Source organism: Pseudonocardia sp. Cha107L01, assembly GCF_052566575.1.
The window spans coordinates 842,848-869,790 of the sequence record NZ_CP199579.1 but is presented as its reverse complement, the minus strand read 5'-3'; the positions used below and the strand labels follow the sequence as shown (position 1 = coordinate 869,790).

Annotated in this window: 23 protein-coding genes; 12 read left to right on the top strand and 11 right to left on the bottom strand. The window is 72.0% G+C overall.

Going from position 1 to position 26,943, the window contains the following annotated elements:
- Positions 1-668: 668 nt before the first annotated feature.
- Entirely contained in the window at positions 669-1,895 is a 1,227-nt protein-coding gene (locus ACTXG6_RS04120; RefSeq protein WP_445186425.1) for a lipid II:glycine glycyltransferase FemX, read from the top strand.
- Here ACTXG6_RS04120 and ACTXG6_RS04115 read toward each other — a convergent pair.
- Both ACTXG6_RS04115 and ACTXG6_RS04110 read right to left on the bottom strand, forming a co-directional pair.
- Positions 1,858-3,090, bottom strand: coding sequence for an MFS transporter (locus ACTXG6_RS04115; protein WP_445186424.1), 1,233 nt, complete (start codon positions 3,088-3,090; stop codon positions 1,858-1,860). The genes ACTXG6_RS04120 and ACTXG6_RS04115 overlap by 38 nt on opposite strands.
- A 239-nt stretch (positions 3,091-3,329) precedes the next feature.
- A complete protein-coding gene (locus ACTXG6_RS04110) occupies positions 3,330-3,926 on the bottom strand; it encodes a TetR/AcrR family transcriptional regulator (RefSeq protein WP_445186423.1) in 597 nt (198 codons plus the stop codon).
- Between the two features lie 301 nt (positions 3,927-4,227).
- Between ACTXG6_RS04110 and ACTXG6_RS04105 the strand changes: the two genes are divergently transcribed.
- Entirely contained in the window at positions 4,228-6,378 is a 2,151-nt protein-coding gene (locus ACTXG6_RS04105; RefSeq protein ID WP_445186422.1) for a prolyl oligopeptidase family serine peptidase, read from the top strand.
- A gap of 43 nt (positions 6,379-6,421) precedes the next feature.
- Here the strand turns inward: ACTXG6_RS04105 and ACTXG6_RS04100 are convergent, their stop codons facing one another.
- Both ACTXG6_RS04100 and ACTXG6_RS04095 read right to left on the bottom strand, forming a co-directional pair.
- Entirely contained in the window at positions 6,422-7,825 is a 1,404-nt protein-coding gene (locus tag ACTXG6_RS04100) for a CynX/NimT family MFS transporter (RefSeq protein ID WP_445186421.1), read from the bottom strand.
- Positions 7,822-8,526 carry a FadR/GntR family transcriptional regulator gene (locus ACTXG6_RS04095; RefSeq protein ID WP_445186420.1) on the bottom strand — a complete coding sequence of 235 codons (705 nt, stop codon included), beginning with the start codon at positions 8,524-8,526 and terminating at the stop codon, positions 7,822-7,824. The genes ACTXG6_RS04100 and ACTXG6_RS04095 overlap by 4 nt, the downstream gene beginning before the upstream one ends.
- Positions 8,527-8,763: 237 nt before the next feature.
- Here ACTXG6_RS04095 and ACTXG6_RS04090 point away from each other — a divergent pair, with 237 nt between their 5' ends.
- Complete coding sequence (locus ACTXG6_RS04090) at positions 8,764-9,201, top strand: DUF4282 domain-containing protein (RefSeq protein ID WP_445186419.1); 438 nt, start codon at positions 8,764-8,766, stop codon at positions 9,199-9,201.
- 124 nt (positions 9,202-9,325) lie between these two features.
- Here ACTXG6_RS04090 and ACTXG6_RS04085 read toward each other — a convergent pair whose 3' ends face one another.
- Genes ACTXG6_RS04085 through ACTXG6_RS04075 form a run of 3 tightly spaced genes read right to left on the bottom strand, consistent with a single transcriptional unit; the run spans position 9,326 to position 11,895 of the window.
- Positions 9,326-10,090, bottom strand: a complete 765-nt coding sequence (locus tag ACTXG6_RS04085; RefSeq protein WP_445186418.1) for a crotonase/enoyl-CoA hydratase family protein — start codon at positions 10,088-10,090, stop codon at positions 9,326-9,328.
- Between the two features lie 49 nt (positions 10,091-10,139).
- Positions 10,140-10,802 (bottom strand): TetR/AcrR family transcriptional regulator C-terminal domain-containing protein, encoded by a 663-nt coding sequence (locus ACTXG6_RS04080; RefSeq protein WP_445186417.1) that lies wholly within the window; start codon positions 10,800-10,802, stop codon positions 10,140-10,142.
- Between the two features lie 37 nt (positions 10,803-10,839).
- Positions 10,840-11,895 carry an oxygenase MpaB family protein gene (locus ACTXG6_RS04075; RefSeq protein WP_445186416.1) on the bottom strand — a complete coding sequence of 352 codons (1,056 nt, stop codon included), beginning with the start codon at positions 11,893-11,895 and terminating at the stop codon, positions 10,840-10,842.
- Positions 11,896-12,043: 148 nt separating this feature from the next.
- Between ACTXG6_RS04075 and ACTXG6_RS04070 the strand changes: the two genes are divergently transcribed.
- A complete protein-coding gene (locus tag ACTXG6_RS04070; RefSeq protein WP_445186415.1) occupies positions 12,044-12,703 on the top strand; it encodes a TetR/AcrR family transcriptional regulator in 660 nt (219 codons plus the stop codon).
- Positions 12,704-12,774: 71 nt separating this feature from the next.
- Here the strand turns inward: ACTXG6_RS04070 and ACTXG6_RS04065 are convergent, their stop codons facing one another.
- Both ACTXG6_RS04065 and ACTXG6_RS04060 read right to left on the bottom strand, forming a co-directional pair.
- Positions 12,775-14,409 (bottom strand): AMP-binding protein, encoded by a 1,635-nt coding sequence (locus ACTXG6_RS04065; protein ID WP_445186414.1) that lies wholly within the window; start codon positions 14,407-14,409, stop codon positions 12,775-12,777.
- 97 nt (positions 14,410-14,506) lie between these two features.
- A complete protein-coding gene (locus ACTXG6_RS04060) occupies positions 14,507-14,983 on the bottom strand; it encodes a hypothetical protein (protein WP_445186413.1) in 477 nt (158 codons plus the stop codon).
- A 25-nt stretch (positions 14,984-15,008) separates the two neighbouring features.
- Here ACTXG6_RS04060 and ACTXG6_RS04055 point away from each other — a divergent pair, with 25 nt between their 5' ends.
- Entirely contained in the window at positions 15,009-16,409 is a 1,401-nt protein-coding gene (locus ACTXG6_RS04055; protein WP_445186412.1) for a DEAD/DEAH box helicase, read from the top strand.
- 58 nt (positions 16,410-16,467) lie between these two features.
- Here the strand turns inward: ACTXG6_RS04055 and ACTXG6_RS04050 are convergent, their stop codons facing one another.
- Positions 16,468-17,877 (bottom strand): selenium-binding protein SBP56-related protein, encoded by a 1,410-nt coding sequence (locus tag ACTXG6_RS04050; protein ID WP_445186411.1) that lies wholly within the window; start codon positions 17,875-17,877, stop codon positions 16,468-16,470.
- A 1,391-nt stretch (positions 17,878-19,268) separates the two neighbouring features.
- The gene (locus ACTXG6_RS04045) at positions 19,269-21,644 is read right to left on the bottom strand and encodes a xanthine dehydrogenase family protein molybdopterin-binding subunit (RefSeq protein ID WP_445186410.1); all 2,376 of its coding nucleotides are present in this window, start codon (positions 21,642-21,644) and stop codon (positions 19,269-19,271) included.
- A gap of 134 nt (positions 21,645-21,778) precedes the next feature.
- Here ACTXG6_RS04045 and ACTXG6_RS04040 point away from each other — a divergent pair, with 134 nt between their 5' ends.
- The 7 genes from ACTXG6_RS04040 (at position 21,779) to ACTXG6_RS04010 (ending at position 26,866) form a co-directional block, all read left to right on the top strand.
- Positions 21,779-22,171: a WXG100 family type VII secretion target gene (locus ACTXG6_RS04040; protein ID WP_445186409.1), complete on the top strand. Its 393-nt coding sequence runs from the start codon at positions 21,779-21,781 to the stop codon at positions 22,169-22,171.
- Between the two features lie 37 nt (positions 22,172-22,208).
- On the top strand, positions 22,209-23,099 hold the full coding sequence (locus tag ACTXG6_RS04035) for a hypothetical protein (protein WP_445186408.1): 891 nt from the start codon (positions 22,209-22,211) through the stop codon (positions 23,097-23,099).
- Positions 23,096-23,902 (top strand): ESX secretion-associated protein EspG, encoded by an 807-nt coding sequence (locus ACTXG6_RS04030; protein ID WP_445186407.1) that lies wholly within the window; start codon positions 23,096-23,098, stop codon positions 23,900-23,902. The genes ACTXG6_RS04035 and ACTXG6_RS04030 overlap by 4 nt, the downstream gene beginning before the upstream one ends.
- A 92-nt stretch (positions 23,903-23,994) precedes the next feature.
- Positions 23,995-24,744, top strand: a complete 750-nt coding sequence (gene fabG, locus ACTXG6_RS04025) for a 3-oxoacyl-ACP reductase FabG (protein WP_445186406.1) — start codon at positions 23,995-23,997, stop codon at positions 24,742-24,744.
- Positions 24,745-24,758: 14 nt separating this feature from the next.
- Positions 24,759-25,211 carry a MaoC family dehydratase gene (locus ACTXG6_RS04020; protein ID WP_445186405.1) on the top strand — a complete coding sequence of 151 codons (453 nt, stop codon included), beginning with the start codon at positions 24,759-24,761 and terminating at the stop codon, positions 25,209-25,211.
- Positions 25,212-25,268: 57 nt separating this feature from the next.
- Positions 25,269-26,483: an acetyl-CoA C-acetyltransferase gene (locus ACTXG6_RS04015; RefSeq protein WP_445186404.1), complete on the top strand. Its 1,215-nt coding sequence runs from the start codon at positions 25,269-25,271 to the stop codon at positions 26,481-26,483.
- 113 nt (positions 26,484-26,596) lie between these two features.
- A complete protein-coding gene (locus ACTXG6_RS04010) occupies positions 26,597-26,866 on the top strand; it encodes a hypothetical protein (protein ID WP_445186403.1) in 270 nt (89 codons plus the stop codon).
- The last annotated feature ends 77 nt before the right edge of the window (positions 26,867-26,943 follow it).

Genomic DNA, 26,943 nt, shown 5'->3' with positions numbered 1-26,943 from the left:
GCACACGTCTCAGCGGTAAATCCGGGTGGCGGGCCGCCGGTGAGCACCGGCGGCACCAGCGGTGCCGAGAGCCCCGGCACGAGCCGGCGACCCCCCTCCGGTCGCCGGCTCGGCGCCGCCGAAACTGGCTGAACACGCAGCTCAGCAGCCACCCCCGACAAGTCCTGGGGCCCGGCGGATATTCCCGCCGCCGCCAGATCGGCCGGCCGGACGCCGCCGCCGCGACGGGCTCGGCCGCCCGCAACCGGGGTCGGGGGCGCTGGCCCGGCCCCGCCGGCCCCCAGCGGATCTCCGGTAATCTCGCCGCCGTGACGAGCGGCGTGGCAGTCCGAACCCCTGTGCTGGGGTCTCGCGACGCCCGCGGCCGGAACCCGCGGACGCTACCCGGACCGGGCTCGAATTCGGTGGCACGGCGCGCCGGGGCAGTGATCGCCCGGCCTGGCTCAGCTGTGTGTCCGACGGACCTGGCTACGGCCCGAACTGCTCGTCCCGGCGCTTATGAGCAGACTGAGTTGAGTGGTCTTTGCCCACTTCAGCGCCCCTGTTCGGGGTCCAGTCCCGACATCGTCGGGGACATTTCCTTATTGTGAAAGTGCGTGGGCCGACTACCCTCCGGTGAGCGTACCTCCGGCGGATTTCACTCGTTGTAGCTAAGGATGCTCTCTACCATGCAGGTGCACTCCGCATCGCAGCCCCCCGAGTTCGGCGGGCTGCCGAAGGAGGCCGGCGGCGGGAACCGCCCCGGTGTGACCGCGGCCGAGCGGGCGCGGGAGAAGCAGTTGCTGTCCGGGCTGACCGTCACGGTCACGCCGGACCCGGGTTCCGAGCTGCTCGCCGCGTGGGATCAGCTGCTCGCCCGCACCATCAACAGCGACGTCGCCCAACTGTCCGCGTGGGCCAACATCCGCCGGTTGGCCGATTACGAGCCGCTGTACCTGCTCGCCACCTCCGGCGCCGAAGTGCTCGGCGGGGCGACCGTGCTGTGCCGCAAGGTCCGGGGCCTCGGCCGGGTCGGTTACCTGCCCTACGGCCCGACGATCGCCGACCACCTGGTCACGATCAGGGCTTCGGTGAACAAGCAGCTGGCGGACACGCTGCACACCCTGACCCGCTCGCACGCGGCGCTGTTCGTGCAGCCGCCGGACGGTGGCGAGGACATCGCCATCGCGCTGCTGCAGCGCGGGTTCCGGTTCTCCCAGGCCGGCATCGCCCCGGCGTCCACCATGCGGGTCGACCTGACCCAGTCCGAGGACGCGCTGCGGGCCAATCTGACCCGCCGGCTGCGGACCTGGACCAGGCAGTGGCCCGAGCGCGGCGTGAAGGTCCGGGTCGGCGACCGGCGGGACATCCCGGTGCTGGCCCGCCTCGCCGCCAGCACCGCGCAGTACCAGGGCTTCACCCCGTTCCCGGAGAACTATCTCGAGGTCACCTATGACGAGCTGGCCCCCGGTGGGCACGTGGTGCTGCTGCTGGGCGAGCTGTCCGGCGCGCCGGTGGCCGCCGAGCTGCTGACCGGCTGCGGGGGCGTGCTGAAGAGCCGGATCACCGGGATGGACCGCACCTCCACCGAGGCCGCGAAGCTGAACGTAGCCAGCGCGATGATCTGGGAAGCGATCTCCTGGGGCAAGGCGAACGGCTACCACGCCTACGACTTCGGCGGACTGCGCCCCGAGTCGGTCGAGGCGCTGCGTTCCGCCGGCCCGGTCGACCAGGACTCGCTGCCCGGACCGGACCTGTTCAAGACCAAGTTCGGCGGCGACGTGTGGACCTACCCGCCGGCCGTCGAACTCATCCCGTCGCGGATCATCCGCACCGGCTACGACGTCCTGCGCCGGGGCGACGGTGGCCAGAAGGTGATCACCGCCGTTCGCGAGGCCCTTCGCGGCGGTCGCTGACCGGGGGACGCTGGGCCGCTCCCACCCCGGTCGCCTCGTCGCCGACCGGCACCAGCAGGCAGGCCAGCACCGGGAACGCCACCGCGACGGCGAACCCGACGCCGTAGCTCAGTACGCCGATGAGCAGCCCGAACACCGGTGGGGTGGCGGCCGCCAGTGCGTTCTGCGCGGTGTTCTGCACACCGAGTGCCCGGCCGGCCCAGGCGCTGCCGGCGCGCTCCGCAACGGCGGTGAAGGCCAGTCCGTTGGTACTCACCGCGAGCATGGTGGCGACCACCAGGGCGACTACCGCGGCGGCCGTCGCACTGGCCAGCGTCGCGGCGGCCAGGGCGGCCAGCACCACGCCGGTGGCCACCGCGAGCAGCCGCATCGGCCGCAGCCGGCTGCCCACCCGGTCCGACCAGTACCCGGCGGCCAGCCGGGTCGCCGCGCCACCGACCTGCGCCGCCGCCAGCAGCCGCCCGGCCGGAGCGGCCGACCAACCCTGCACGTCGACCAGGTACACCAGCGAGAACGTGGCGATCACGAACTGCGGTACCACGAGCATCGAGCTCGCCCCGTGGATCCGCCACAGCGTCGGCGACCGGTACGGCGACCCGGGGAGCTGCCCGGCCGCCGACCTCGGTCCGACCGGATCCCGCACCAGGGCGAGCGCAAGACCGGTCGCGGCCAGGCAGCCGCCGCCCAGAGCCGCGACCGCCAGCGGGAGGCCGGAGTGTGTCGCCGACGGGTGCGACAGCGACGGCAGTGCCAGCGCGGCGATGGCCACCCCGAGCGGCTGTGCGCACTGCCGGATGGCCATCGCCCGGCCCCGCTCGTGTGCGGCGAACCAGCCGAGCACCAGCCGCCCGCTCGCGGCGTGCACGGCGGCCGTCGCGGCGCCGGCGAGCAGGAACGTGGCACCGAGCGCGACCGAACCGTGCAGCCGGGCGCCGGCCAGCAGTACCAGCCCACCCGCGCCGAGACCGAGGGTCAGCACCCGGCGCTCGCCGTACCGGTCGGCCGCCGCGCCCCAGGCGACCAGGGTGACCAGCAGCCCGGCGATCGGGCAGCCGGCGAGCAGCCCGGCCTGCGCGAGGGTGAGTCCGTCCGCGCGCAGCGCCGGGATCAGGAACGGCGCGCCGTACTGCACCGCGCAACCCGCTGTGACCGCGATGAGCCCGGCGACCAGAACCACCCAGCGTTGCCTCGGCATGCCCCCGATGCTAGGTCTCGAAGTCCACGCCTTGATATGGCCATCTCACGTGGTGAGAGGTACCAGGATGGTGGGATGGCCGCCGAGGTACCGATCATCCGCCCGGCCGAGGTTGCGGACCTCGGCGCGATCGAGCGGATCTACGGGCACTACGTGACGAACACGACCGCGAGCTTCGAGCTGGAACCGCCGGATGCGTCCTCGGCTGAGCGCCCGCCCGGGGGACGCGAGCCCGCCGCTCAGCCCGCCCCGGCGACCGGCTTGCTCTCGGCGAGCTGGCGGAACAACGTCAGGAACAGCTCGAACGCGTCGTTCACCGCCATTCGCTGTCCGGTGGCCAGCAGGTCAAGCAACAGGCCCCTGGCCACCGCCACGCCGAGTCGGGCCATCGGTTCGGCCCGTTCCGGTGGGACGCCGCTGTCGACCAGGCTCCGCACGCTCGGCAGCAACCAGGCGGTGATGTCACCGTCCAGCAGTCCGGTGGCCGGCTCCCGCCCCTGCAGTGCCTGCCCGTAGATCTCGAAGAACAGCCGTGCGAACGGCTCCATCCCTGGATCGGACACTCGCTGCCAGAGGCGCCTCGGCCGCTCCGTGGGGTCCAGGTCGGGATCGGCGACCAGCTCGTTCCACAGCTCGCGCTGCGCTGCCTCCACTGCCCGAACGACCTCGGTGAGCAGTCCTTCCTTCGAGCCGAAGTGGTAGATCAGCATCCGGTGGCTGGTGCCCAGCGCGTCGGCCAGCTGGCGCAGGCTGAGGTCGCTGATGCCCCGGGTGCCGAAGTAGGTCATCGCCGCCTCGAGCAGCCGCTCGCGGGCCTGACCACGTGTTCCGGTCATGCCGGCGACCCCCCGGTGGATGGCATGGCGCCATGCTAAGCCGTGTCGGCCGGACGTTCCCGGCCCCGGCGCGGCTCTGCTAGGTATACAAAAGCGCAGGTCCCGGTGCAGCTCTGCGTAGGGCTACGCAACGGCGCAGGTCCCGGCGCCGAGATCGACGTGCGGGTCATTCGATCATGGAGTGGAGCGCCCTCCTGTCGATCTCGGTGGGTCGAGCCACTCACCGGTCGAACCCGATGTCGACGTTCCGCGCTTCGGCTCCGCCGGGCGCCGGGCCATCGCGCCGCGGCAGGATGACGAAGTGACCGAGAGTTTTCCACGTCGACAGGCCCGCACCCGACGGTTCTCCCTGGGCGCTCCGCGCGGCTTCAGCATTTCGGCGGACGGCGAGCGGGTGCTGTTCCTGCGCAGTCGCGGCGGCACCGACCCGGTGACCTGCCTCTGGTCCCTCGACACTGAGACCGGCGAGGAACGGCTGGTGGCCGATCCGAGGGCGCTCGCCGACCCGGACGCCGAGCTACCCGCCGAGGAGCGGGCCCGCCGGGAGCGCACCCGTGAGCAGGCCGGCGGCATCGTCGGCTACGCCACCGACAGCGCGCTCACCGTCGCGGCGTTCGTCCTCGCCGGCACGCTCTACCTGGCTGAGCTCGACAAGCCGGACGCCGAGCCACGCCCGGTCAGCACGCCACCGGGGGTGATCGACCCCCGCCCCGACCCCGCAGGCAACCGGGTGGCCTACGTCAGCGGTGGCGCGCTGTGGCTGTACGACCGCGCGACCGGCACCTCCACCGCGCTGGCCGAGCCCGAGTCCGACACCGTCCGCTACGGGCTGGCCGACTTCATCGCGGCCGAGGAGATGGGCCGGATGCGGGGCTACTGGTGGTCCCCGGACGGCGGCGCGGTGCTGGTGGCCAGGGTCGACGAGGCCCCGGTGACCCGCTGGCACGTGGCCGACTCGGCCAACCCCGAGCGGCCGGCCACCGAGCTTGCCTACCCGGCGGCCGGCACCCCGAACGCGGTCACCGAGCTGTACCTGCTCGGCCAGGACGGCTCCCGCACCGACGTGCTCTGGGCCGCGGGCGGTGACACGGGAGGCGAGGAGTACCTGGCCGACGTGCACTGGGACGACGCGCGGGACCACTCCGGGCCGCTGATCACCGCGGCGCCCCGGGACCAGCGGGCGCTGCGGGTGCTCCGGGTGGACCCGGTGACCGGCGCGTGCACCCCGGTCACCGAGAACACCGACGAGCACTGGGTGGACATCGTGCCCGGGGTGCCGGCGCACCTGGACAGTGGCGCGCTGGTCTGGGTCGCCGACTCCGAGGACGCGCGGCGGCTGCACGTCGGCGGCGAGCTGGTCACGCCGCCGAGCCTGCGGGTCCGCTCGGTGCTGGACGTGGACGCGGACACGGTGCTGTTCACCGCCAGCGAGGACCCCACCGAGGTGCGACTGTGGACGTACCGCCCCGGCGACGGGCTGAGCTGCCTGACCCCGGAGCCGGGCGTGTTCGGCGGCCGCCGCCGCGGCGGCACCACGGTGATCACCGCCCAGACCCTGGAGCAGGACGGGGTGAGCGTCCGGGTGCACCGGGCGGACGGCGGCTCGGTCCCGATCACCTCGCTGGCCGACGCGCCGGAGCTGCCGCTGCGGCTGTCGCTCGTCCCGGACGCACCGGACACCCAGGACACCTCGGCCACCACCGCCGAGCCGCGCGGGCCGAGGACCGCCGTGCTGCTGCCCACCGACCACCGCCCCGGCCAGCGGCTACCGGTGCTGATGGACCCGTACGGCGGGCCGCACGCGCAGCGCGTGCTCGCCGCCCGAGGCGCGTACCTGACCAGCCAGTGGTTCGCCGACCAGGGCTTCGCGGTGGTGGTCGCGGACGGCCGGGGCACTCCGGGGCGCGGGCCGTCCTACGAGCGTGCGGTGGCCGGTGACCTGGCCACTCCGGCGCTGGAGGACCAGGTCGCCGCGCTCGAGCTGGCCGCCGCCGCGCACCCCGAGCTGGACCTGAGCCGGGTCGGCATCCGCGGCTGGTCGTTCGGCGGCTACCTGGCGGCGTTGGCCGTGCTGCGCCGCCCGGACGTGTTCCACGCGGCGGTGGCCGGCGCCCCGGTCACCGACTGGGCGCTCTACGACACCCACTACACCGAGCGGTACCTCGGCGACCCGGCAGTGGATCCGGCCGCCTACGAGCGGTCCTCGCTGCTCGCCGACGCGCCGAAGCTGACCCGCCCGCTGCTGCTGATCCACGGCCTTGCCGACGACAACGTGGTTGCCGCGCACACCCTGCGGCTGTCCTCCGCGCTGCTGGCGGCCGGGCGTCCGCACAGCGTGCTGCCGCTGTCCGGCGTCACCCACATGACGCCGCAGGAGGAGGTCGCCGAGAACCTGCTGCTGCTGCAGGTCGACTTCCTGCGCTCGGCGCTCGCCTCCCCGGCGAGTCGGTGAATTTGTCAGGGTGAGTCGGGGGTTTTGTAGGGCTCGCGGAACGTCAGTGCACGGCGGCGGTGGGGGCGGGGGTGGCCGCGCGGTCGCGCCCGGCGACGTGGCGGTCCCGGGAGGCGATCACGCCGGCCACCGCCTGGGGTACCAGTAGCGCGATGAGCAGCAGCAACGGGACGGTCCAGCCACCCGTGGCGTCGTGCACCGCGCCCAGTGCGAACGGGCCGAGGCCGGCCAGGATGTAGCCGAAGCACTGCGCCATGCTGGACAGCTGCGCGGCGTGCCGGATGTCCGGCGCCCGCTGCACGATGAACAGCAGCGCCAGACTGATCGCCGTGCCGGTACCGATACCGAGCAGCGACATCCACAGGTACGCCCCTGCCACCGGCGCGACCAGCAGCCCGGCGAAGCCGACCCCGGAACACGCGGTACCGATCACCACCAGCAACCCCGGCCGCACACCACGCCCGGCCAGTGTCGGCGCGGCGAACGCACCGGCGATGCTCACCAGGCTGGACAGCGCCAGCATCCCGCCGGCCGCCGCCTTGCTCATCCCGGCGGTGGCGAGGAGCGTGGGCAGCCAGGCAGCGGGGGCGTAGAAGCTCAGCGACTGCAGACCCATGTACGAGGTGACCGCCCAGGCCAGCGGGCTGCGCCACAGTCCGCGTACCGGGTGTGCCGCAGCCCGCGCCTCGGCCGCCCGGATCCGGGTGTGCCGGCGCGCCTGCGGCAGCCAGACGACGGCCGCCAGCACCGCGAGCAGTCCCCACGACGCCAGCACCGGCCGCCAACCCCACCCGGTGATCTGCGCGATCGGCACCGTGAGACCGGCCGCGATCGCCGGGCCACCGGACAGCGTCATGGTGTACAGCCCGGTCATCATGCCGACCCGGTTGTGGAAGTCACGCTTGATCACGCTGGGGATCAGCACGTTGGCCAGCGCGATGCCGGCGCCGATCAGGACGGTGCCGGCCAGCAGTGCGGGCAGCGGCGGCAGCAGCCGGACCGCGGCACCGGCCCCGATCATCACCATGGTGATCAGCAGCGCGGGTTCGATGCCGACCAGGCGGCCCAGGCGGGGGGCCAGCGGCGCGAGCAGGCCGAAGCACAGCACCGGCACCGTGGTGAGCAGGCCGGCCATGGTCGCCGACATCCCGGTGTCCGCCCGGATCGTGCTCAGCAGCGGGGACACCGCGACCACCAGCGGCCGCAGGTTCAGCGCCAGCAGGATGACACCGGCGGCCAGCAGGACTGTCTGACCGCGCCCGCGCGGCGCCGGGTGTTCGCATGTGGCTTCGCTCAGCGCTGCTTGTCCGCTCGCCAGCTCGCTGGGCGCTGTGTGTTCGCTCGCCAGCTCGCTCGGCGCTGTGTGTTCGCTGGTGGCTTCGCTCGGCGCTTTGTGTTCGCTGGTGGCCTCGCTCAGCGCTGTCTGTTCGCTCGTGGCCTCGCTCATTCGTCCGCGTCCTGCAGCGTCCGGACCGAGTTGACCGAGGCGCCGAGGTAGTTCTCGACGCAGCGCTGTGCGGCATCCGGGTCGCCGGACTCGATGGCGTCGACCAGCGCCTGGTGCGATGGGTGCTGGTAGCGCTCCTCCTCGGTCAGCGCGCTGTGCACGATCGTCTCCAGCACCGCGCGCAGACCCTCGGTGAGATGGCCGTACAGGTCGGCGAGCATGCCGTTGTGCGCGGCGGCGACCGCGATGCGGTGGAAGTCGATGTCGGCGGTGATCAGCTTCTCGTCGTCACGCTCCGCCCAGGCGGCCTCCCGGCGGGCCATCGCGGCGCGCAGGGCCCGGATGTCGGCGGGGGTGCGGCGCAGCGCGGCCAGCCGGGCGGCGTCGCGCTCCAGGCTGGCACGTACCTCGATCGCCTCCAGGTGCCCGGACCGGCGCAACCGGCGCAGCATCGCGGCGCCCAGGTCGTCGTCGGCGCGGACGTAGGTGCCGTCGCCCTGGCGCGGCTCGAGCATGCCGTTGTGCACCAGCGCGCGGACCGCCTCGCGCACCGTGTTGCGCCCCACCCCGAGGCTCTCCACGAGCATCGGTTCGGCGGGGATCTTGGTGCCGATCGGCCACTCGCCGGACTCGATCAGCGAGCGCAGCTGGTCGATCACCCGGCCGACCAGGCTGGACCGTTCCGCGGTGCGCAGTGGCACGTCATCCCCCTCTACGGGGTGAACTGATTTCCCCGATGGGATGAAACTAACATCCCATGTTTGACAGTCCGCGAGAGTGAGACGGATGCCACCGCAGGGGTAGCGCGAGTGGAAACAAGGCTGACGGGGCGATCGCCGCTCCCGGTGCAGCTCAGTGCAGGCAGCGAGTGCGTTACTCCAGCAAGCACTTTGCTTGCTAGAGTTAGCAGTTCACCGACGCACGAGGAGGCAGCGAACATGAAGGACGAGCCCCCAAGTACCGGGCTGCCGGATCCCGCCGACACGCTCCGCGTGCTCCCCGATCCCGCCGGCACGCTGCGCGCACTGCTGCGCGCCCGTTTCGACCTGCCACTGACGCCTCGGCTGGTGCCCCCGCTGTTCCTCGGGTTCACCGTCCTGGCCGGCGTCGGGGGTGTGACCGCCATCGTGGCGGCATTCAGCACGGCGTTCTGGCTGGGCCTGCTGGCGCTGGTCACCGTGCCGTTCCCGGTGCTCGGTGCCATCGCGCTGGTCCGGATCTTCGGTGAGCTGGCGCTCGCCATGATCCAGGTGACCGAGGACGTCGCCGGCATCGCCGTCCGGTTCCCTCGCCTGGAGAGCACGATCGACGACGTGGCGAGCGTGGTGCCCCGACTGAACTTCATCCGGCTGCTCTCCGGCACTCGCGAGCGCTGAGCCCCGAACTGCGCTGAGCCCCGAGCTGCATTGAGTCCCGGAACCGCGCCGCCGGGTTGAACACCACGCTGGCAGGTCATGATCGAAGCAGCGTGGTGTTCAACTCGACGAAGTTCGCCTGCCGCTACTCGCCGGTCCAGACGGGGGCGCGCTTCTCGGCGAACGCCTGAGCGCCCTCCCGTGCGTCCGCCGAGCTGAACACCGGCTCGATGATCTTGGCTTGCTGGTCCCACATGTCGGCGCTGGACCAGTCGGCGGACTCGACGAGGATCTGCTTGGACAGCCGCACCGCGAGCGGCCCGTTCGCGCTGATCTTGGCCGCCAGCCCGAGCGCGCCGTCCAGCGCACCGCCGGTCGGGGTCAGCCGGTTGACCAGCCCGTACCGGTGCGCGTCGGCGGCGTCCAGGAAGTCGCCGGTGAGCGCGAGCTCCATGGCGATCTGTGGCGGCACCCGGTGCGGCAGTCGCATCAACCCGCCGGCGGCGGCGACCAGACCGCGCTTCACCTCGGGGATGCCGAACTTGGCGGACTCGGCGGCCACCACCAGGTCACAGGCGAGCACGATCTCGCAGCCGCCGGCCAGCGCGTAACCCTCGACCGCGGCGATCAGCGGCTTCTTCGGTGGCGCCTGGGTGAGCCCGGCGAAACCGCGCCCCGGCAGGCTCGGGCGTTCCCCGGTCAGGAAGCCCTTGAGGTCCATCCCGGAGCAGAACGAACCACCGGCGCCGGTGATCACGCCCAGCGTCAGCTCGCGGTTGCCGTCCAGTTCGTCGATCGCGGCGGCGATGCTCTCGGCCACCGCTCGGTTCACCGCGTTGCGGGCCTGCGGGCGGTTGATCGTGATGACCAGGACCTGGTCACGGCGCTCCACCAGTACTTCGTCGGACATGGGTGTTGCCTTCCTCTCGCTGAGGTGCGGGTCGTCGTGCGGGCCGGGTTCAGCCGTCTCGGGGCAGTGACTGCATGGCGCCGATCAGCAGTTCCAGGCCGAACTCGAAGTCGCCGTCGTGGTCGTGCTCGGCGAGTACCGGCAGCAGGTCGCGGACGTTGGTGTACTGGGCCTGTTCCAGGGCGGCCACCAGCGCCGCCTTGTCCACCGCGTCGAGGCCGGCGGTACCCGCCTCGGCCACACTGACCTGGTGGATCAGGCTGCCCAGGATGAACCCCACGAAGGTGCGCACCAGCCGGACCGCCACCCGGTCGTCGAAGCCGGCCTTGCGCACGGCGGCCAGCGCGATCTCCACCGGCTGCAGCCCGACCGTGGACCGGGGCTGCCGGGTGGTCACCACGAGCACACTGCGCGGGTAACGCAGTGCGATGTCGCGGAAGGTCCTGGCCAGCGCGCGGGTCTGGTCCTGCCAGGCGGCGTCGGGGTCGGCGGCGAACGCCATGTCGGCCATGATGAACTCGGCGACCCCGTCGAGCAGGGCGGCCTTGTTGGGCACGTGGTTGTACAGCGACATGGTGCCGACGCCGAGCGCGGCGGCCACCCGGCGCATGGATACCGCGTCGCTGCCGTCCCGCTCGATGAGCTCCACGGCCGCGCGGATGATCCGTTGCCGGCTCAACGCACCGCGTGGCGACTCGGCTGACTCCGGCACCCCGGTCCTTTCGCTAGACCGGGTACACCGTACGTGCTCAGGGGGCCGCCGGCCCCCCGATGTCACCCTCGGTCGGGTGGTCGGCGGTGCGCCCTCGGGTCGCCTCGTCGATAGCCCTGTCGACTGGCTTGTGCGTGCCGACGTAGTGGTGCGGTGAGTCGAGGTAGGCCGGTGGCGGCAGGTTCCGGTCCGGCGTCTCGGGCAGCGGACTGTCCACCGGGAGCTTGCCGCGCGCCCGCTGCCACGCCGACCGCGCCCTCGGGTGGTAGCGCCGCTCGAACGGGACCAGTCGCCAGACGTTCCGGATCGTCCAGCGCAGCACCTTCAGCGCACGCTCGTCCCGCTCCGTCCACCGGTACCCGAGCAGCCGACGCACCGACTCGTCGTACATGCCCACTGTCAGCCAGACGAAGCCCTTGCTGACCGGGATGCGCAGCAGCCGCCACGCCGCCTCCGGCAGCCAGGGTGCCATCGGCGGCTTGGCCAGCTCGGACAGGTCCAGTACGTCCCGGGTGGCCTTGTTGTCCTCCAGCACCTCGGCGCACATGTGGTCCCAGTAGGCCTGGAAGGCGGTCCAGTCCGCGGGGAGGTTGTCCATCGGCATGCCGTACATCGAGTACCACTGGAGGCCCTCGACCCAGAGCTGGTCGCGCTGCGCGTCGGTCAGCGGGTAGCCGAGATAGTCCTGCACGCGCGCGACGCCCATCACGAAGGTGGCGTGCGCCCAGAAGAACACGTCCGGGTTGAGTGCGTTGTAGCGGCGGCCCTTCGCGTCCACCCCGGAGATGCCCCGGTGGTAGTCGCGCACCTGGCGGCCGGTGGCCGGGGCGCGGTCACCGTCGAACACCACACCGCCGATCGGGTAGAGCGAGCGGTACAGCCGCTGCCAGCGCTCCTCGAAGAAGATGGAGTGCTGCTCGACGGCGGCGCCGAGCTGGGGGTGCATGTTCTGCATCGAGCCGGCCCACGGCCCCTGCAGCAGTCCGCGCCAGTCGCCGAAGAGCTGCCAGGTGAGCGAGTCGGGCCCGAGCGGGACCGGCTGCCGGGCGTTGCCGCTGCCCAACCGGGCGCCGCGGGTCACCTCCGAGGTCATGGTGGCTCCGATCGGCATAGCTCAACAGAGCGGGATCGACAGTGCGAGATCAACAGTGTGGGACCAACAGCGTGAGCGCAACTGAGGACAACTGTCCTCACTGTACGATCGAGGACACCTGTCGTCAATTGCCCGTCGGGAGGCGCGGATGACCGAGAGCGCGCCCCGGGTGTGGGGCGGCACCACGCTGGACACCCGCCGCGACACCCGCCGCCGGCGGCTGCTCGAGGTGGGGTTCGAGCTGCTCGGCGGGCAGGGCAGCGCGGCGGTCACGGTGCGTTCGGTCTGCCGGCACGCGAAGCTCACCGACCGGTACTTCTACGAGAACTTCGCCGACCGGGACGGACTGTTGGTGGCGGTCTACCAGCAGGTGGCCGAGCAGTTCCGGGACGCGATGGCGGTGGCGGTCGGCACGGCGGTGGCGGAGGCCGCGCCCGGGCCGGTGGCGCCGGAGGCGGTCGCGCGCAGTGCGGTGCTGGCCTTCGTCGGGTTGCTCACCGGCGATCCGCGCAAGGGTCGGGTGCTCCTGCTCGCGCCGATGACCGATGCCGCGCTGAGTGCGCACGCGGTCGGCCTGATGCCCATGTTCGGCGAGCTGATCAGGGTGCAACTCGCTGAAGCGCCAGGCGGGGCGCAGACGACCGCGGCGCTGGACGAGCGGATGACCGCGACGGCCCTGATCGGGGCGCTGTCCAACCTGTTCGTCCGCTGGCTCGACGGCACCCTGGAAGCCTCCGAGCAGGAGCTGACCGACTACTGCGTGCGGCTGCTGCTCACCGCGGCGCCCCTGGCCCGACCTATCCCGTGAGTGGCGAGTGGTCTCCCCCGGACCACTCGCCACTCACCATCACCACTCAGAACGAGCTGGCACGGCTCCGGTCAGCGGCGGGGCAGTCGAGCCTCACGCAGTGCCGCGCGGCGGACCTTTCCGGCGTCGTCGCGCAGCGGCTCGGGGCTGCGCTCGAAGCTGCGCGGCACCTTGTACGAGGCCAGCTTGCGGCGCATGTGCTCGGTCAGCTGCTCGTCGGAGACCGGGTCGCCGGGAGAGTCGTCCGTCTGCACGATGGCGTGCACCACGTTGCCGAGGTCCTCGTCCGGCAGCCCGATGACGGCCGAGGACAGCACCCGGGGGTGCTCCTCCAGGGCCGCCTCGACCTCGGCGGGGTACACGTTCGCGCCGCCGACCAGGATCATGTCCTGTCGCCGGTCGGTCAGGTAGAGGTAGCCGTCCTCGTCCAGCCAGCCCATGTCGCCGATGGACTCCCAGCCGTCCCTGGTGCGCGCGGTGGCACCCAGGTACCGGTAGGTGCGCACGCCGGTCGGCGGCCGCTGCCACACCTCGCCGGGCTCCCGGGGCGGCAGTGGCCGGAAGTCGTCGTCGGTGATCAGCAGCTCGCCGGAGGTCGGCCGGCCGACCGATCCGGGCCGGCGGAGCCAGCTCTCCCCGTCGATCATGCACACCGCGATCGACTCCGTGCCGCCGTACAACTCGACGATCTTCGACGGTTCGATCCAGGCCAGCCAGCCGCGCTTGACGTGCTCCGGGCACGGCGCGCCGACGTGCAGCAGGGTGCGCACCGAGGACAGGTCGGCGGCCGCGCGGACCTCGTCGGGCAGTCGCAGCATCCGGCCCATCAGGGTGGGCACCGCGTACAGCCAGGTGACCCGGTGGCGGCGGACCTGCTCGAGCACGTCGGCCGGGTCGAACCGTTCCAGCACCACCACGTGCCCGCCATTCACCAGCGCGACCAGGGAGAACATGAACGGCGCGTTGTGGTAGAGCGGCGCGGTGACCAGGAACACCTCGTCCGGCGCGATGCGCAGCGCGGCGGAGCGGGCGGTGACCGTCTCCACGGTCCCGGCGCCCCCGGCGATAATGATCTTCGGGCGGCCGGTGCTGCCGCCCGAGGTGGGGGCCTTCCAGGACGGCGGGGTGCACGGCGGCAGCGGCTCGCCCGAGATCGTGGGGTCGGGCTCGAAGCCGGCCGGCAGCCAGGGCCGGCCGTCGGCTGCTTCCAGACCGATCACCACCGGCGGGTCGGCGACGCCAAGCAGGGCACTCAGCTCGCTCGCCGGCAGCCGCGCGGACACCGGTTGCGGGATCGCGCCCAGCTTCCAGGCGGCGACCACCGCCACGTAGAACTCGGCGCTGTTGGGCAACCCGATGGTGACCAGCGAGCCTTGCGTCACGCCGAGCCGGGACAGCTGCCTGGCCAGTCGATTGGACCGCTGGGCCAGGTCCGCGCGACTGAGCGTGAGATCGCCGCAGGTCACGGCCGGTGCGTCGGGGTCGGCCTCGGCGAGCGCGTCCAGCCCGACGCCGACCGGGGTGCCCTCGGGCCCGCCGTCACCGGAGCCGTACGCCCCCAGCGGGTAGTGGGCCGCGCCATCCGGTTCGCCGCCCAGTTCGCCGACCGGTTCGCCGACCGGTTCGCCGCCCGGTTCGCCACCTGGTTCGCCACCGGGGTGGTCGTCCGAGGGCTGGGTGGACGTGACTGCGGCGTCGGTCGGCACGCCGTCCAGCATGCCCGCGCCCGGCTCGCGACGCCCGGTGAGTGATCAGTAGTTGATCAGCGGCCGGGTGGGTGTGATCGCCGAGACATCGGCAGCATCACAGGTGGGGTCGATCAATGTTGGTCTTGGATCGGCTAGACTTCAGGCATCGGCCCGCACAGTTCTGCCTCGGGCCGATGTCGATGTCGACCACCACGCGCCGCGACCAGTGGGTCTGCGCCGGGCAGGACGACCCTTCCACGTTCGGAGATTGTATGGCGGCCCGCCGCCCCCACCTCACTTCCACTGTTGCGCCCGCCAGTTTCATCGACCAGGCCGCGCCTTCCAGTTCCACCGACCGGTCCGCCAACGGCAGGACCGCTGATCGGCCCGCGTCCGGCAGGTCCGGCACGCCCAGGTCGAACGAGTCCAGGTCGAACGAGCCCAGGTCGAACGACCGCGGCACGGCCAACCGCTCCGGCGTCCGCGCCGCATCGACCCGCTCCGGCGACCGCCGCGGCCCCGACAGGTCCGCCGACCGGGGCGCGCCCCGATCCGCCGACCGCGGCGCCCGCGCCGCCGCGCCGTCCTCCATCGCCCCAGTGGCTCAGGCCGCCGCGGTGACCGAGTACGACTCGGAAGCCACCTTCGCCGAGCTCGGCGTGCCGAATGTGCTGGTCAAGGCACTCGCGGCGCAGGGCATCACCACGCCGAGGCCGATCCAGGCAGCGACGCTCCCCGACTCGCTCGCCGGCCGTGACGTGCTCGGCCGCGGTCGCACCGGCTCCGGCAAGACCTACGCGTTCGTGCTGCCGCTGCTGGCCCGGCTGTCCGCCGGCGGTGCGTCCCGTCGCCCGTCGCGGCCGCGCGCGCTGATCCTGGCGCCGACCCGCGAGCTGGTGACCCAGATCGAGGCGGCCATCGCGCCGCTGGCCAACGCGCTGTCGCTGCGCACGCTCACCGTCTTCGGCGGCGTGGGCGCGAACCCGCAGATCCGCGGCCTGCGCGCCGGGGTCGACATCCTGGTGGCCTGCCCGGGTCGGCTCGCCGACCACATCCGGGAGGGCCACGCCAGCCTGGACGCGGTGGAGATCACCGTGCTCGACGAGGCCGACCACATGGCTGACCTGGGCTTCCTGCCCGAGGTCCGGCGGCTGATGGACCAGACGCCGCGCTCCGGGCAGCGGCTGCTGTTCTCCGCGACGCTGGACGCCGGCGTCGACGTGCTGGTCCGGCGCTTCCTGAACAACCCGATCACGCACAGCGTCGACTCGGCGCTGTCCCCGGTCACCGCGATGGAGCACCACGTGCTGCACATCCAGCGCGACGACCGGCTGCCGGTGCTGGTCGACCTGACCGCCGCGCCGGGCCGCACGCTGGTGTTCACCCGGACCAAGCACGGCGCGCGCACGCTGGCGCGTCGGCTCATCGCAGCCGGGGTGCCCGCCGTCGACCTGCACGGCAACCTCTCCCAGAACGCCCGCCAGCGCAACCTGCAGGCGTTCTCCGACGGCACCGCGAGCACGATGGTGGCGACCGACATCGCCGCCCGGGGTATCCACGTCGACGACATCGCGCTGGTCATCCACGCCGACCCGCCGGTCGAGCACAAGGCGTACCTGCACCGTTCCGGGCGGACCGCGCGCGGTGACGCATCGGGCACGGTGATCACGCTGATGACCGACGACCTGGCCAACGAGGTGCGCGACCTGACGCGGAGGGCGGGCATCAAGCCGACCACCACGCGGCTGCGCCCCGGTGACCCGCTGCTCGCCCGGCTCGCGCCGGGGGATCGCACGTTCGTCGCCCCGGCTCCGGTCGTGGCGATACCCGATGCGCCGTCCCGCAATGGCGGCCCGCGCAACGGCAGCCCCCGTGGCGGCAACCCGCGCGTCGGCAACGGCCGCGGTGCCGGCCCCCGTGGTGGCGGTCGCGGCCGTAGCGGCGGCAGTTCACTGGCGGCGCATTCCGCCGGCGGGCGGCCCAGCCAGCGCCAGCCGCGCCGCGCGCAGGCCAGCTGATCTCAGGAGTAACCGCTGATGGCGGGTCGGGTAGTCACCCGGCCCGCCATTGTGCTGTTCAGCGGTAGCAGTAGGAGTCCGAGGACGCGTCCCCGCCCTGCAGCCGGACCTGGTGCGCACGCAGTCCGCGCCACACCTCGCCCTCCGGGAAGAACTTCGGGTCCACGCTGATCCCGCCGGCCGGGTCGACGTCCAGCTTGGCGGCCCAGGCGCCGACGCCATCCGGGTAGAACTGGTCGTCCCACGATCCGTAGAGCGAGTTGGTCAGGTACACCCGCTGACCGTCCCGGCTGACCTCCACCATCTGCGGTCCGCCGGCGAGTGCCAGTTCGGGCGCGGCGGGATGAGCGGCCCGCCGGACGATGCCGCCGAGGCGCACCGAGCCGACCTCCTTCGGCCGCGCCGGGTCGCTCACGTCGTACTGCTTGAGCTCACCGATGCCCCAGCAGGACACGTACAGCCGCTGGTCGTCGACCGACAGCCCGATGTCGGTGATCAGCGGGGGGACCGCCTTGAACGGCTTGAGCGCGGGTGGCAGGTCGTCCTCGTCGGCCGGCTCGGCGGGGATGGTGATCACCTTCTCGGCGGCCCACCTGTCCCCGTCCCGGTACCAGCGCCAGACCGACGCGGACAGGTCGGCGGTGGAGATCACCACGCCGGCGAAGCCGTAGGCGGCCTCCGGGTCGTGCGCCGGGCGCAGTTCGAGCACCATCTGGTGCTCGGCGCCGAGGTCGATCTCCTGCTCGTGCACGCCCTTGGCCAGGTCCCAGAAGTGCAGCTTGTGGCCGTACTTGTTGGACAGCAGCAGCTCGGGGTTGATCCCGTCCTCGATCATGGACGGGGTGCCCCACTCGCTGGTGATCAGCGTGTTCGCCTGCAGGTGCCACCAGGCGTCGTAGGCCAGGTACTGCGGGCCGCGGTCGGTTTCCCAGGCGCGCAGCACGTCGAACGTATTGTGGTCCAGCAGCGCGATGCCGCCGGGCCCGTCCGCGCCGTTGGCGCCGCCAAGGCAGGACAGGAAGATCCCGTCCGGCCCGCAGTGCAAGGTGTGCGGGCGCGAGTAACCGGCTTTGCTGGCCAGCTCTTCCGAGGTGATCGTCTTGATCAACTTGGGTTGGGTCGGGTCCGGGTGGGTGTCGTACACGTGGATCGTCGAGCTGCGCAGCCCGGGAAGCAGCAGGTAGCGGCGCTGCAGGCCGTCGGTGCCGTGGTCGTGACCCTCGTGCAGCAGCGCGCTGGAGCAGGCGTTCCAACCGAAGTGGTGCAGCTCGTCGCCCTTGGTGGGCAGGTCGGTCCAGCCCACGATCTGGCCGTAGCGGCTGGACGACGGATCCACGTCGAGCACGGTCAACGCGTCCGGCTTCTGCCCGGCCCGGTCGAAGGCCACCACGTAGGCGAGCTTCTCGGCCGGAGCGGCGGCCGCTTCACTGGGGCTGCGGTAGAACGTCGGGTCACTGTGCGTGGACATGCTGTGGCTCCTCGCATTGGCAGTTCAGGGTCGCTCCGGAGCGCAACGGGCGCGGTCGGGCCGGGGACGGCTCAGTGACAGGCGCAGGTGCAAACTCGGAGCAGATCGACGTGTAACCGGTGCACGAGCATCGCGCCGGGAGTCATGTCGCCACCCAAGCAGCGCTGGTTCCAGGCAACCATGTAGATGTGATGCAGGTCACATTCTATGCGCCCAGTCGAACCCCGACGGCGGCCACCGCCCCGCCGCTCAGCCCGCACAGACCGGGTATCGCCCGCACAGAGCCGGGTTATCGCTCGCACTGAGCCTGGTACCGCTCGCGCAGAGCCTGGTGCCGCTCGCACAGACCAGGTGCCGCCCGCGCAGACCCTGCAGAGTCTGTGCGAGCACCACGGGGTCTGTGCCGACCCGATCACGGTGAGCACCTGGGGACCTGCGAGGGGTGCTCGCCGCTGCGCGCGGATCGCTCGGGTCTGCTCATTCCTGATGGGCCGCCGCAAGTCATGGTCAACGCAACCTCAACGGGGTTCTGGCCCGGAAAAACCCGGCTCAGGTTGAGTTGACCATGAAAATACGCGGTGTGTGGCGAGGCCAGGTGACGCTTTGGTGACCCTCTGAGCTGAACCCGAGAGGTGGGCGCCGCCGCGACCAGTCCCAGCCGAACCGGTCCGGCCCGACCTTCGTAGGTCAGTCGCAACCGGCGCAGCCCGGCAAACCCGAGCCGGTCCGGACCGGCCCGCGCCGGGCACATCGGCTGAACCCGGACCAGCGACCATCCGGCCCGACACGCCCAACCGCCCTAGGACCACCCCGGACCCCGGCCAGCCGGAACCGGGCTACCCAGTCAAACCGCACCCGGGGCGAACCGGCACCAAGGTCAATCCGCACCCGTACCCGCACTCAGGCGTGAAACCCGCACCGAGGCCAAACCCGCACCCCGGCCGAACCCGTACCCGTACCGGACCCGCGCCCCGGCCGAACCCGCACCCCGGCCGAACCCGTACCCGTACCGGACCCGCGCCCAGGCCAAACCCGCACCCAGGCCAAACCCGCACCCAGGCCGAACCCGCACCCAGGCCGAACCTGCGCCCGGACCGAACCCGCGCCCGACCGAACCCGCGCCCGACCGAACCCGCGCCCGACCGGCCCTCCGGCCGAACCCGCACCCGGCGCCGAACCCGCACCCGGCGCCGAACCTGAACCCGGACGAACCTGAACCAGGACGAACCCGCACCCGGACGAACCCGCACCCGGCCCGAATCCGCACCCGGCCCGAATCCGCACCCGGCCCGAATCCGCACCCGGCCCGAATCCGCACCCGGCGCCGAACCCGCACCCGGCGAACCCCCGCGCCCACCCCCTGCCCCCGAAACCCAACCCAGGCCACCCGGTCAGATGTCGGCGGTCTCCGGCTCCCCACCGGCGCCGCGCACCGGGAGCGTGGCGAAGATCGCCGGTGGCTCCCGCCACGGGTCGGTCGGGCGGCCGTTGCTCGCCGCCGCGACCGCGCGCCAGACCCGCTCCGGGGTGCACGGCATGTCCACGTGCCGCACGCCCAGGTGTGACAGCGCGTCGACCACCGCGTTCTGCACCGCCGGGGTGGCCCCGATGGTCGCCGCCTCACCGATGCCCTTGGCGCCGAGCGCGTTCAGCGGGGTCGGTGTCTGAGTGCTGGCCACGTCGTAGGGCGGCAGGTCGGCGGCGGTGGGCACGGTGTAGTCGGCCAGCGTGCCGGTCGTCGGGTTGCCGTCGGCATCGAAGGTGACGTGCTCCCACAGTGCCTGGGCGATGCCTTGGGCGATGCCGCCGTGCTGCTGGCCGCGCACGATCAGCGGGTTGAGCACCCGACCACAGTCGTCCACCGCGAAGTGCCGCAGCGGCCGCACGAACCCCGTGTCGAGGTCGACCTCCACGACAGCGACGTGGCTGCCGAAGGGATACGTGGCGCCGCCCTGGTCGATGTCGAGCGCGACGGACAGCGGGTTGCCGGCCTCTGCCGCCGCTTCCGCCAACTGGGCCCAGCTGAGCGTCCGGTCCGGCACGCCGGCTACGCCGACCTGGCCGTCGTCGGTGACCTCGATGTCGTCGGCCGAGGCCTCCAGCAGCTCGGCGGCCAACTCGCGGGCCTGCTCGAGCACCTTGCCGGCCGCCGCATAGACGGCACTGCCGCCGAGTTGCAGTGACCGGGACCCGCCGGTACCACCGCCGCGTGGCACGACCGCTGTGTCCGCCTGGATGAACTTGATCGCTTCGATCGGGATGCCGAGCTGCTCGGACACCAACATGGCGAACGACGTGGCGTGCCCCTGGCCGTGCCCGGAGGTGCCGACCGCCGCGGTGGCCGTGCCGTCCTCGTGCACCGTCACCGAGCCCCACTCCTGGGCCCCGCCACCGGCGGTGATCTCCACGTAGCTGCCGAGCCCGATGCCCAGCACCCGACGGTCGCCCTCGGCAAGGCGACGGGCCTGCTCGGCGCGCAACCCCGGGTAGTCGGAGATGCGCAGCACCTCGTCCAGCGAACGCTGGTAGTCGCCGCAGTCGTAGACGGTGCCGACCACCGTCTCGTACGGGAACTCGTCGGAGCCCACGAAGTTGTGCCGGCGCAGCTCGGCCGGGTCGATGTCCAGCTCGACGGCGGCCAGGTCGATCATGCGCTCGAGCAGCGCACTGGCCTCCGGGCGGCCGGCGCCCCGGAACGCACCGACGGGCGTGGTGTTGGTCAGTGCCACCGCCACGTCGTAACCGATCTTGGGGATCCGGTAGACGCCCTGCGCCATCGAGTAGCTGGGACCCATGGCCAGCGCGCCTCCGAAGCCGGCGTAGGCGCCGGCGTCACCGATCACCCGGATGCGCAGCCCGGTGATCGTGCCGTCGCGGCGCAGGCCCAGCTCGGCGTACTGCACCATGGCCCGCCCGTGCGGCATCCCGATCAGGTTTTCCGAACGGGTCTCGGACCACTTGACCGGCCGGTTCAGGGTGCGCGCGGCGGCTACCGCCACGCTGTGCTCGGCGACGATGCCGGCCTTGCCGCCGAACCCGCCGCCCACGTGCGGTGCGATCACCCGCATGCGTTCCGGGTCCAGCCCGAACAGCGTCGCGGTGAGCCCGCGCCAGATGTGCGGCATCTGGGTGGAGACGTAGACGGTCAGGTCGAACTTCTCGCCCGGCGCGCCGGGCAGCACCGCGATCGCATTGCCCTCCATCGGCACCACGGCGAGACGCTGGTTCTCGATCCGGGCGCGCACGACCACCTCGGCATCGGCCAGCGGATCTCCCTCGATCTCGGAGCGGACGCCGGCCGCCAGGTTGCCGCCGAGCTCCTCGAACTGGGCCGGCGCCCCCTCGGCCAGGGCTTCCTCCGGATCGATCACGGCCGGCAGCGGCTCGTAGTCGACCTCGACGAGCTCCAAGGCGTCTACCGCGGCGGCCTTCGACTCGGCCACGACGACGGCCACGATGTCGCCGACGAAGCGGACCTTGCCCTGGGCGAGCGGCGGCCGGGCACACACGTCGTTGACCGCCATGAACGAGTGGTGGGCGGGAATCCCCAGGTCGTCGGCTGTGTAGACGGCTACGACACCGGGAGCGGAGCGGGCGGCGGCGGCCTCGACCCCGGTGATGGCGGCGTGCGGAAGTGGGGAGCGCACGAACGCCAGGTGCAGGAGGCCCTCACCCAGGTCGAGGTTGTCGACGTAGGTGCCCTCGCCGCGCATGAGCTCCGGATCCTCGACGCGACGGACCTCGGTACCGATCAAAGAACCACGCATGTTTTTGAGCCTAATGCGGCGGCGGTCACTGTGCTCGGAGTTGTCCACAGGTCGGCGTCGCGCGACGCCGGGCGGTCAACTCGGTTTCGCCGAAACGCCGGGATCGATCATGTCGCCCGGTTACCGTCATGGTCATGTCGAGCCCGAACGCGGTCGGACAGGTGCCCGAGCCGCCGGTGAACATGCGGCGGTCGCTGAGTTCGGCGATGCACTCGGTGGGCCTGCAGGTCGATCGGGACAACGTGCTGCGGGTGCGGTCCGTGCTGCTCACCGAGGCGGAGAAGTTGCTCGACGCCGTCACCCGGCCGATGTCCGAGCGGCCATGGGTCGACCTGTGCGGCGCTGACCCGGTGTCCGGTGAGGCATCGTCGGCGTTCAACGCGCGGATCCAGATACTGGTCGATCACTGCAGGCAGTACGCGCTCCAGCTCGAGCAGGCAGCTAGCTCGCTGGACCGGATCGCGCGGAACTACGGCTACACCGAGGCCGAGATCCAGGCGTCGTTCAAGGGCTCGGCGCTGCGTTGACACCGGGCTGACACCAGGCCGACACCAGGGGGACGCATTGTCGACGCCGGAGGGCCTGCCCTCGATCAGCGGGCACCGCTACGAGGGTTATCCGCTCGAGCAGAAGTACGGCTGGATTCAGCACGGGCGGGGGCCGGAAGCGGTCACCGGTGGTACCGACCTGCTGCGGGTACTGGCGAAGGCGTACGCCGACTCCGAGCGGGCCATTCGCACCGAGCTCGGCCAACTGGGCGTGAACTGGGAGGGCACCGCCGCCGAGGCGGTCGCCGCCGCGTTGAGCCGGCTCGCGGACCGGGCCCAGGACGGCGCGGCCACGAGTGCGGCCGGTGGCTGTGGGATCAGTGCGTACGGCGACTCGTTCGCGCAACTCAAGTCCAAGATCCCGGCACCGGTCGAGGCGGGCGAGACCTCCATCTGGGGCAGCGCGGCCGACAGCCTCGGCGGCGCGCGGGCCGGTGACCTCGGTGCGGTCACCGGATTGCAGTCCGACTACCGAGGGCGCCTCGCCGAGTACAGGAGACTGGACCGGGCGGCCAACGACGCGCTCTACGCACACGAGGCGAACAGCCGCGCCGCGCTGGAGACCTTTCCGATCCCGGACGACCCCCGGGTGGCGACCACCCTCGCCGCCGCGACCAGCACGCTGAGCTCCGACGCGAGCTCCGGCACGGGACCGGGCCGTGCCGGAGCCGGCGGTGCAGGAGCCGGCCACGCCGACGGGACGGTACGTGCGCACGATCCTCACCCGGGCAACGTCGGCCAGGACGGCCGGCGGGAGCACCCGAGCCCGGTGGTCAGCCCGGGCGACGAGCCGTTCGCGGTGCGGTACGACCACGTGCCCTCGGTCCTCGGGCTTCCGGATGAGACCGACCGGCCCGCGAGCCCCCCGGTCACCGACAGCTACTCCGTCGACCGGGAGCGCTGGTGAGCGCGCCGGCGGTGGCCAGTGCGTCCAGCCAGCCGGCACGGCCACCGGTGGTGCGGCTGTCCGCGGTGGAGTTCGACGCGTGCTGGGAACTGCTCGGCCTCGGCGACACCCCGCTCACCCTGGAGCTGCCCAGCCCCGGTCGCACGTGGGCGGAACGCCACCTGGTGCTCACCGGAGTGCTCGCCGCGCTGGCCCGCCGAGGCCTGGTCGAGCGGTCCGCGCCGAGTGCCGCGGTCGCCGGCCCGCTGCGCCTGCTGGCCCGTCCGGACTACCAGCTCGACCTGCGGCTCAGTGGCCCGGACGGCCCGGTGATCTGTATCGGGGCGGTCGCCGGCGGGCGTGGGGTGCGACTGGTGCAGGACGGCGACCAGCTGCGCCTCACCCCGATCCGGCCGGCCGAGCTGGTGGCCGCGACGATCGAGCCGATCGGGCCGATGCGAGCCGGGCTCGGCCGTCCGGTGAACATCCCGGCCGGTGTCTTCGACGCGGCGCAGCGGGCCACCACCGACGGCAAGCTGTGGACCATGGCCGATGAGCTGGTGGCCAGGGGAGTGCCCCGGCTGGACGCGGCGTCCTGGGTACGGATGTGCAGCGGTATCCGTTCGGTCGGCCAGCTCGGCAGCACCGTCTCGGTGGCCGGGCCACCCCGGTTCGGGCCGTGGGCGATCGGCTTCCAGCGCACCGAGGCCGGCCACTTCCTGCAGCTGCGCCGGCCCGGCCGCGACGGCGCCTCGGTCAGCGTCTGCCCGGTGGACGGGCCGAGGCTGGCCCGGCTCGCCACCGAGCTCCTCGCCGCCACCTGAGGCGCCGGCCCGCCTCGGAGCAACTGGATGAGTTGAATTCAACACTCGGCAGTGCTCGGCGGAGGGTGCCCTGACGTGGTTGGGTAATCGGCATGGGCATGCTGGACGAGCGGGTCGCCGTCATCACCGGAGCGGCGCAGGGCATCGGGTTGGAAATCGCACGGCGGTTTCTGGCGGAGGGCGCCCGCGTGGTGCTCGGTGACGTGAACGGTGAGGCGGCGGAGAAGTCGGCCGCCGAGCTGGCGGCGGCCGGTGACGGCGGGGCGGCGATCGGCGCCCGTTGCGACGTCACCTCCGAGGACGAGGTGGGCGCGCTGGTGCAGCGGGCGGTGGCCGAGTTCGGCTCGCTGGACGTGATGGTGAACAACGCCGGCATCACCCGGGACGCCACCATGCGCAAGATGACCCTGGAGGACTTCCGGGCCGTGCTCGACGTGCACCTGGTCGGCTCCTGGCTGGGCACCCGGGCGGCCGGGGGCGTGATGCGTGAGCAGAAGCGCGGCTCGATCATCAACATCTCGTCCATCTCCGGCAAGGTCGGCATGCTCGGCCAGACCAACTACAGCTCGGCCAAGGCGGGCATGGTCGGGCTGACCAAGGCCGCCGCCAAGGAGCTGGCCTACCTGGGCGTGCGGGTCAACGCCATCCAGCCCGGCCTGATCCGCACCGCGATGACCGAGGCGCTGCGGGAGGACATCTGGGCGGCGAAGCTCGCCGAGATCCCGATGGCCCGCGCCGCCGAGCCGGCCGAGGTGGCCGGCGTGGCATTGTTCCTGGCCAGCGAACTGTCCAGCTACATGACCGGCACCGTGCTCGAGGTGACCGGCGGACGCTACATGTGAAGGAGAAATACACAGTGCGAGTCTTCAACGGGGCGGACGAGCTCAAGGCGGCGGTCGGCGAGCAGCTCGGCACGAGTGACTGGGTCACCGTCGAGCAGAAGCAGATCGACACCTTCGCCGAGGCCACCGGTGACCACCAGTGGATCCATGTCGACGCCGAGAGGGCGAAGGACGGCCCGTTCGGCGGCACCATCGCGCACGGCTACCTCACCCTGTCCTTGCTGCCGGTCTTCAGCGCGCAGGTCTACAAGGTGGAGAACGTCAAGATGGGCATCAACTACGGGCTGAACAAGGTGCGCTTCACCTCGCCGGTGCCGGTGAACAGCCGGCTGCGCGGCAGCTTCGAGCTGCTCGAGGTGTCCGAGGTGAAGGACGCCCTGCAGGTGGTCAACAAGGTCACCGTGGAGATCGAGGGCAGCGAGCGTCCGGCGTGCGTCGCCGAGTGGGTGACCCGGGTCTACGTGTAGGAACTGGCCGGAGGAACCCGGCCGCCCAGCCGTCCAGAATGGGATGAGGAGAGCTCGATGCGGGATGCGGTGATCTGTGAGCCGGTGCGGACCCCGGTGGGTGGGTTCGGCGGTTCGCTGCGGGATGTGCCGGCGCAGGAGCTGGCCGTCACCGTCGCCAGGGAGCTGCTGTCCCGCACCGGGCTGCCCGGTGACGCGGTCGACGAGGTGATCATGGGCAACTGCTACCCGACCATGGACGCTCCGGCGTTCGGCCGGGTGGTGGCGCTCGATGCCGGGCTGCCGATCACGGCGACCGGTTTGCAGCTGGACCGGCGTTGTGGCTCCGGGCTGCAGTCCGTGCTGTACGCCGCGATGCAGGTGCAGACCGGTGCCTCGGACCTGGTGCTGGCCGGCGGCGCGGAGTCGATGAGCAACGCGCCGTTCTACTCCACGTCGATGCGCTGGGGGATCAAGGGCGTGCCCAGCGTCGAGCTGCACGATGCGCTGGCCAGGGGGCGGGTCACCGCCGGCGGGGTGAACTACCCGGTACCCGGCGGCATGCTGGAGACCGCGGAGAACCTGCGCCGCGAGTACTCCATCCCGCGCGAGGAGCAGGACGAGTTCGCGCTGAGCAGCCACCAGAAGGCGGCCGCAGCGCAGGCCGCCGGCCGGTTCGCCGACGAGATCGCGCCGGTCACGGTGAAGGGCCGCAAGGGTGACGTCGTGGTGGACCGCGACGAGCACATCCGCCCGGACTCCTCGCTGGAGACGCTGGGCCGGCTGCGGCCGATCCTCGGCAAGGGCGACCCGGAGGCCACCGTCACCGCCGGCAACGCCTCCGGCCAGAACGACGGCGCCGCGCTCTGCGTGGTCACCCACCCGGACCGGGCCGCCGAGCTGGGGTTGCGGCCGCTGGCGCGGCTGGTGTCCTGGTCGGTGGCCGGGGTGCCGCCGAAGACCATGGGCATCGGCCCGGTACCGGCGGTCGCCAAGGCACTCGGCCGGGCGAACCTGACGTTGGGCCAGATGGACCTGATCGAGCTGAACGAGGCGTTCGCGGCCCAGGTGCTGGCCTGCACCAGGGAATGGGGCATCAAGGCGCTGCAGGACGAGCGGCTGAACGTGAACGGCTCGGGCATCTCGCTGGGCCACCCGGTGGGCGCCACCGGCTGCCGGATCCTCACCACCCTGGTTCGGGAGATGGCCCGCCGGGAGGTCCGGTACGGGCTGGAGACCATGTGCATCGGCGGCGGCCAGGGGCTGGCGGCGGTGTTCGAGAGGCTGAGCTGACCGACACGCCGGACCTATCGAGAATTTAAACCCTGATTCTCAGTGACCTGAAACACTTCGGCCGTCCGCCGCGAACACCTCTGTGTAGGTGTTGTCGGGGAGGGGAGCCCTAGATGTCCGGGGATACGACTGACCTGTTGAATCGGCGTGATCAGGCCCTGCTGCACGCGGTGGCCGAGGACCGGTGCGAGATCGTGCCCAGCGCGCAGCCCGCGCTGTTCGTGGACGGTCGCCTGTGCAGTGACGGGGACGCCGGGCGCCGGCTGATCAGTGCGGGGCTGGTCGCCCAGCCGGGTCTGGGTACCGGTCGTTGGCCGGCCCGGTTGACCGAGGTCGGCGAGGCCGAGCTGGCCCGAACGGAGCGGGACTCCGGGCGGACCTAGCCTCGGGATCGGCGCCTGGCGGGTCAGGCGACACGCCCGAAGATAGTCAACTGAGACGAATCGCCCGTGCGCTCCTC

Excerpts from the sequence above, each read along its gene's own strand:
- fabG (WP_445186406.1), top strand. The coding sequence starts at position 23,995 with ATGGGCATGCTGGACGAGCGGGTCGCCGTCATCACCGGAGCGGCGCAG.
- ACTXG6_RS04120 (WP_445186425.1), top strand. The coding sequence starts at position 669 with ATGCAGGTGCACTCCGCATCGCAGCCCCCCGAGTTCGGCGGGCTGCCG.
- ACTXG6_RS04060 (WP_445186413.1), bottom strand. The coding sequence starts at position 14,983 with ATGGAGGACGGCGCGGCGGCGCGGGCGCCGCGGTCGGCGGATCGGGGC.
- ACTXG6_RS04040 (WP_445186409.1), top strand. The coding sequence starts at position 21,779 with ATGTCGAGCCCGAACGCGGTCGGACAGGTGCCCGAGCCGCCGGTGAAC.
- ACTXG6_RS04045 (WP_445186410.1), bottom strand. The coding sequence starts at position 21,644 with ATGCGTGGTTCTTTGATCGGTACCGAGGTCCGTCGCGTCGAGGATCCG.
- ACTXG6_RS04070 (WP_445186415.1), top strand. The coding sequence starts at position 12,044 with ATGACCGAGAGCGCGCCCCGGGTGTGGGGCGGCACCACGCTGGACACC.
- ACTXG6_RS04115 (WP_445186424.1), bottom strand. The coding sequence starts at position 3,090 with ATGCCGAGGCAACGCTGGGTGGTTCTGGTCGCCGGGCTCATCGCGGTC.
- ACTXG6_RS04075 (WP_445186416.1), bottom strand. The coding sequence starts at position 11,895 with ATGACCTCGGAGGTGACCCGCGGCGCCCGGTTGGGCAGCGGCAACGCC.
- ACTXG6_RS04100 (WP_445186421.1), bottom strand. The coding sequence starts at position 7,825 with ATGAGCGAGGCCACGAGCGAACAGACAGCGCTGAGCGAGGCCACCAGC.
- ACTXG6_RS04085 (WP_445186418.1), bottom strand. The coding sequence starts at position 10,090 with ATGTCCGACGAAGTACTGGTGGAGCGCCGTGACCAGGTCCTGGTCATC.
- ACTXG6_RS04050 (WP_445186411.1), bottom strand. The coding sequence starts at position 17,877 with ATGTCCACGCACAGTGACCCGACGTTCTACCGCAGCCCCAGTGAAGCG.
- ACTXG6_RS04110 (WP_445186423.1), bottom strand. The coding sequence starts at position 3,926 with ATGACCGGAACACGTGGTCAGGCCCGCGAGCGGCTGCTCGAGGCGGCG.
- ACTXG6_RS04010 (WP_445186403.1), top strand. The coding sequence starts at position 26,597 with ATGTCCGGGGATACGACTGACCTGTTGAATCGGCGTGATCAGGCCCTG.
- ACTXG6_RS04015 (WP_445186404.1), top strand. The coding sequence starts at position 25,269 with ATGCGGGATGCGGTGATCTGTGAGCCGGTGCGGACCCCGGTGGGTGGG.
- ACTXG6_RS04090 (WP_445186419.1), top strand. The coding sequence starts at position 8,764 with ATGAAGGACGAGCCCCCAAGTACCGGGCTGCCGGATCCCGCCGACACG.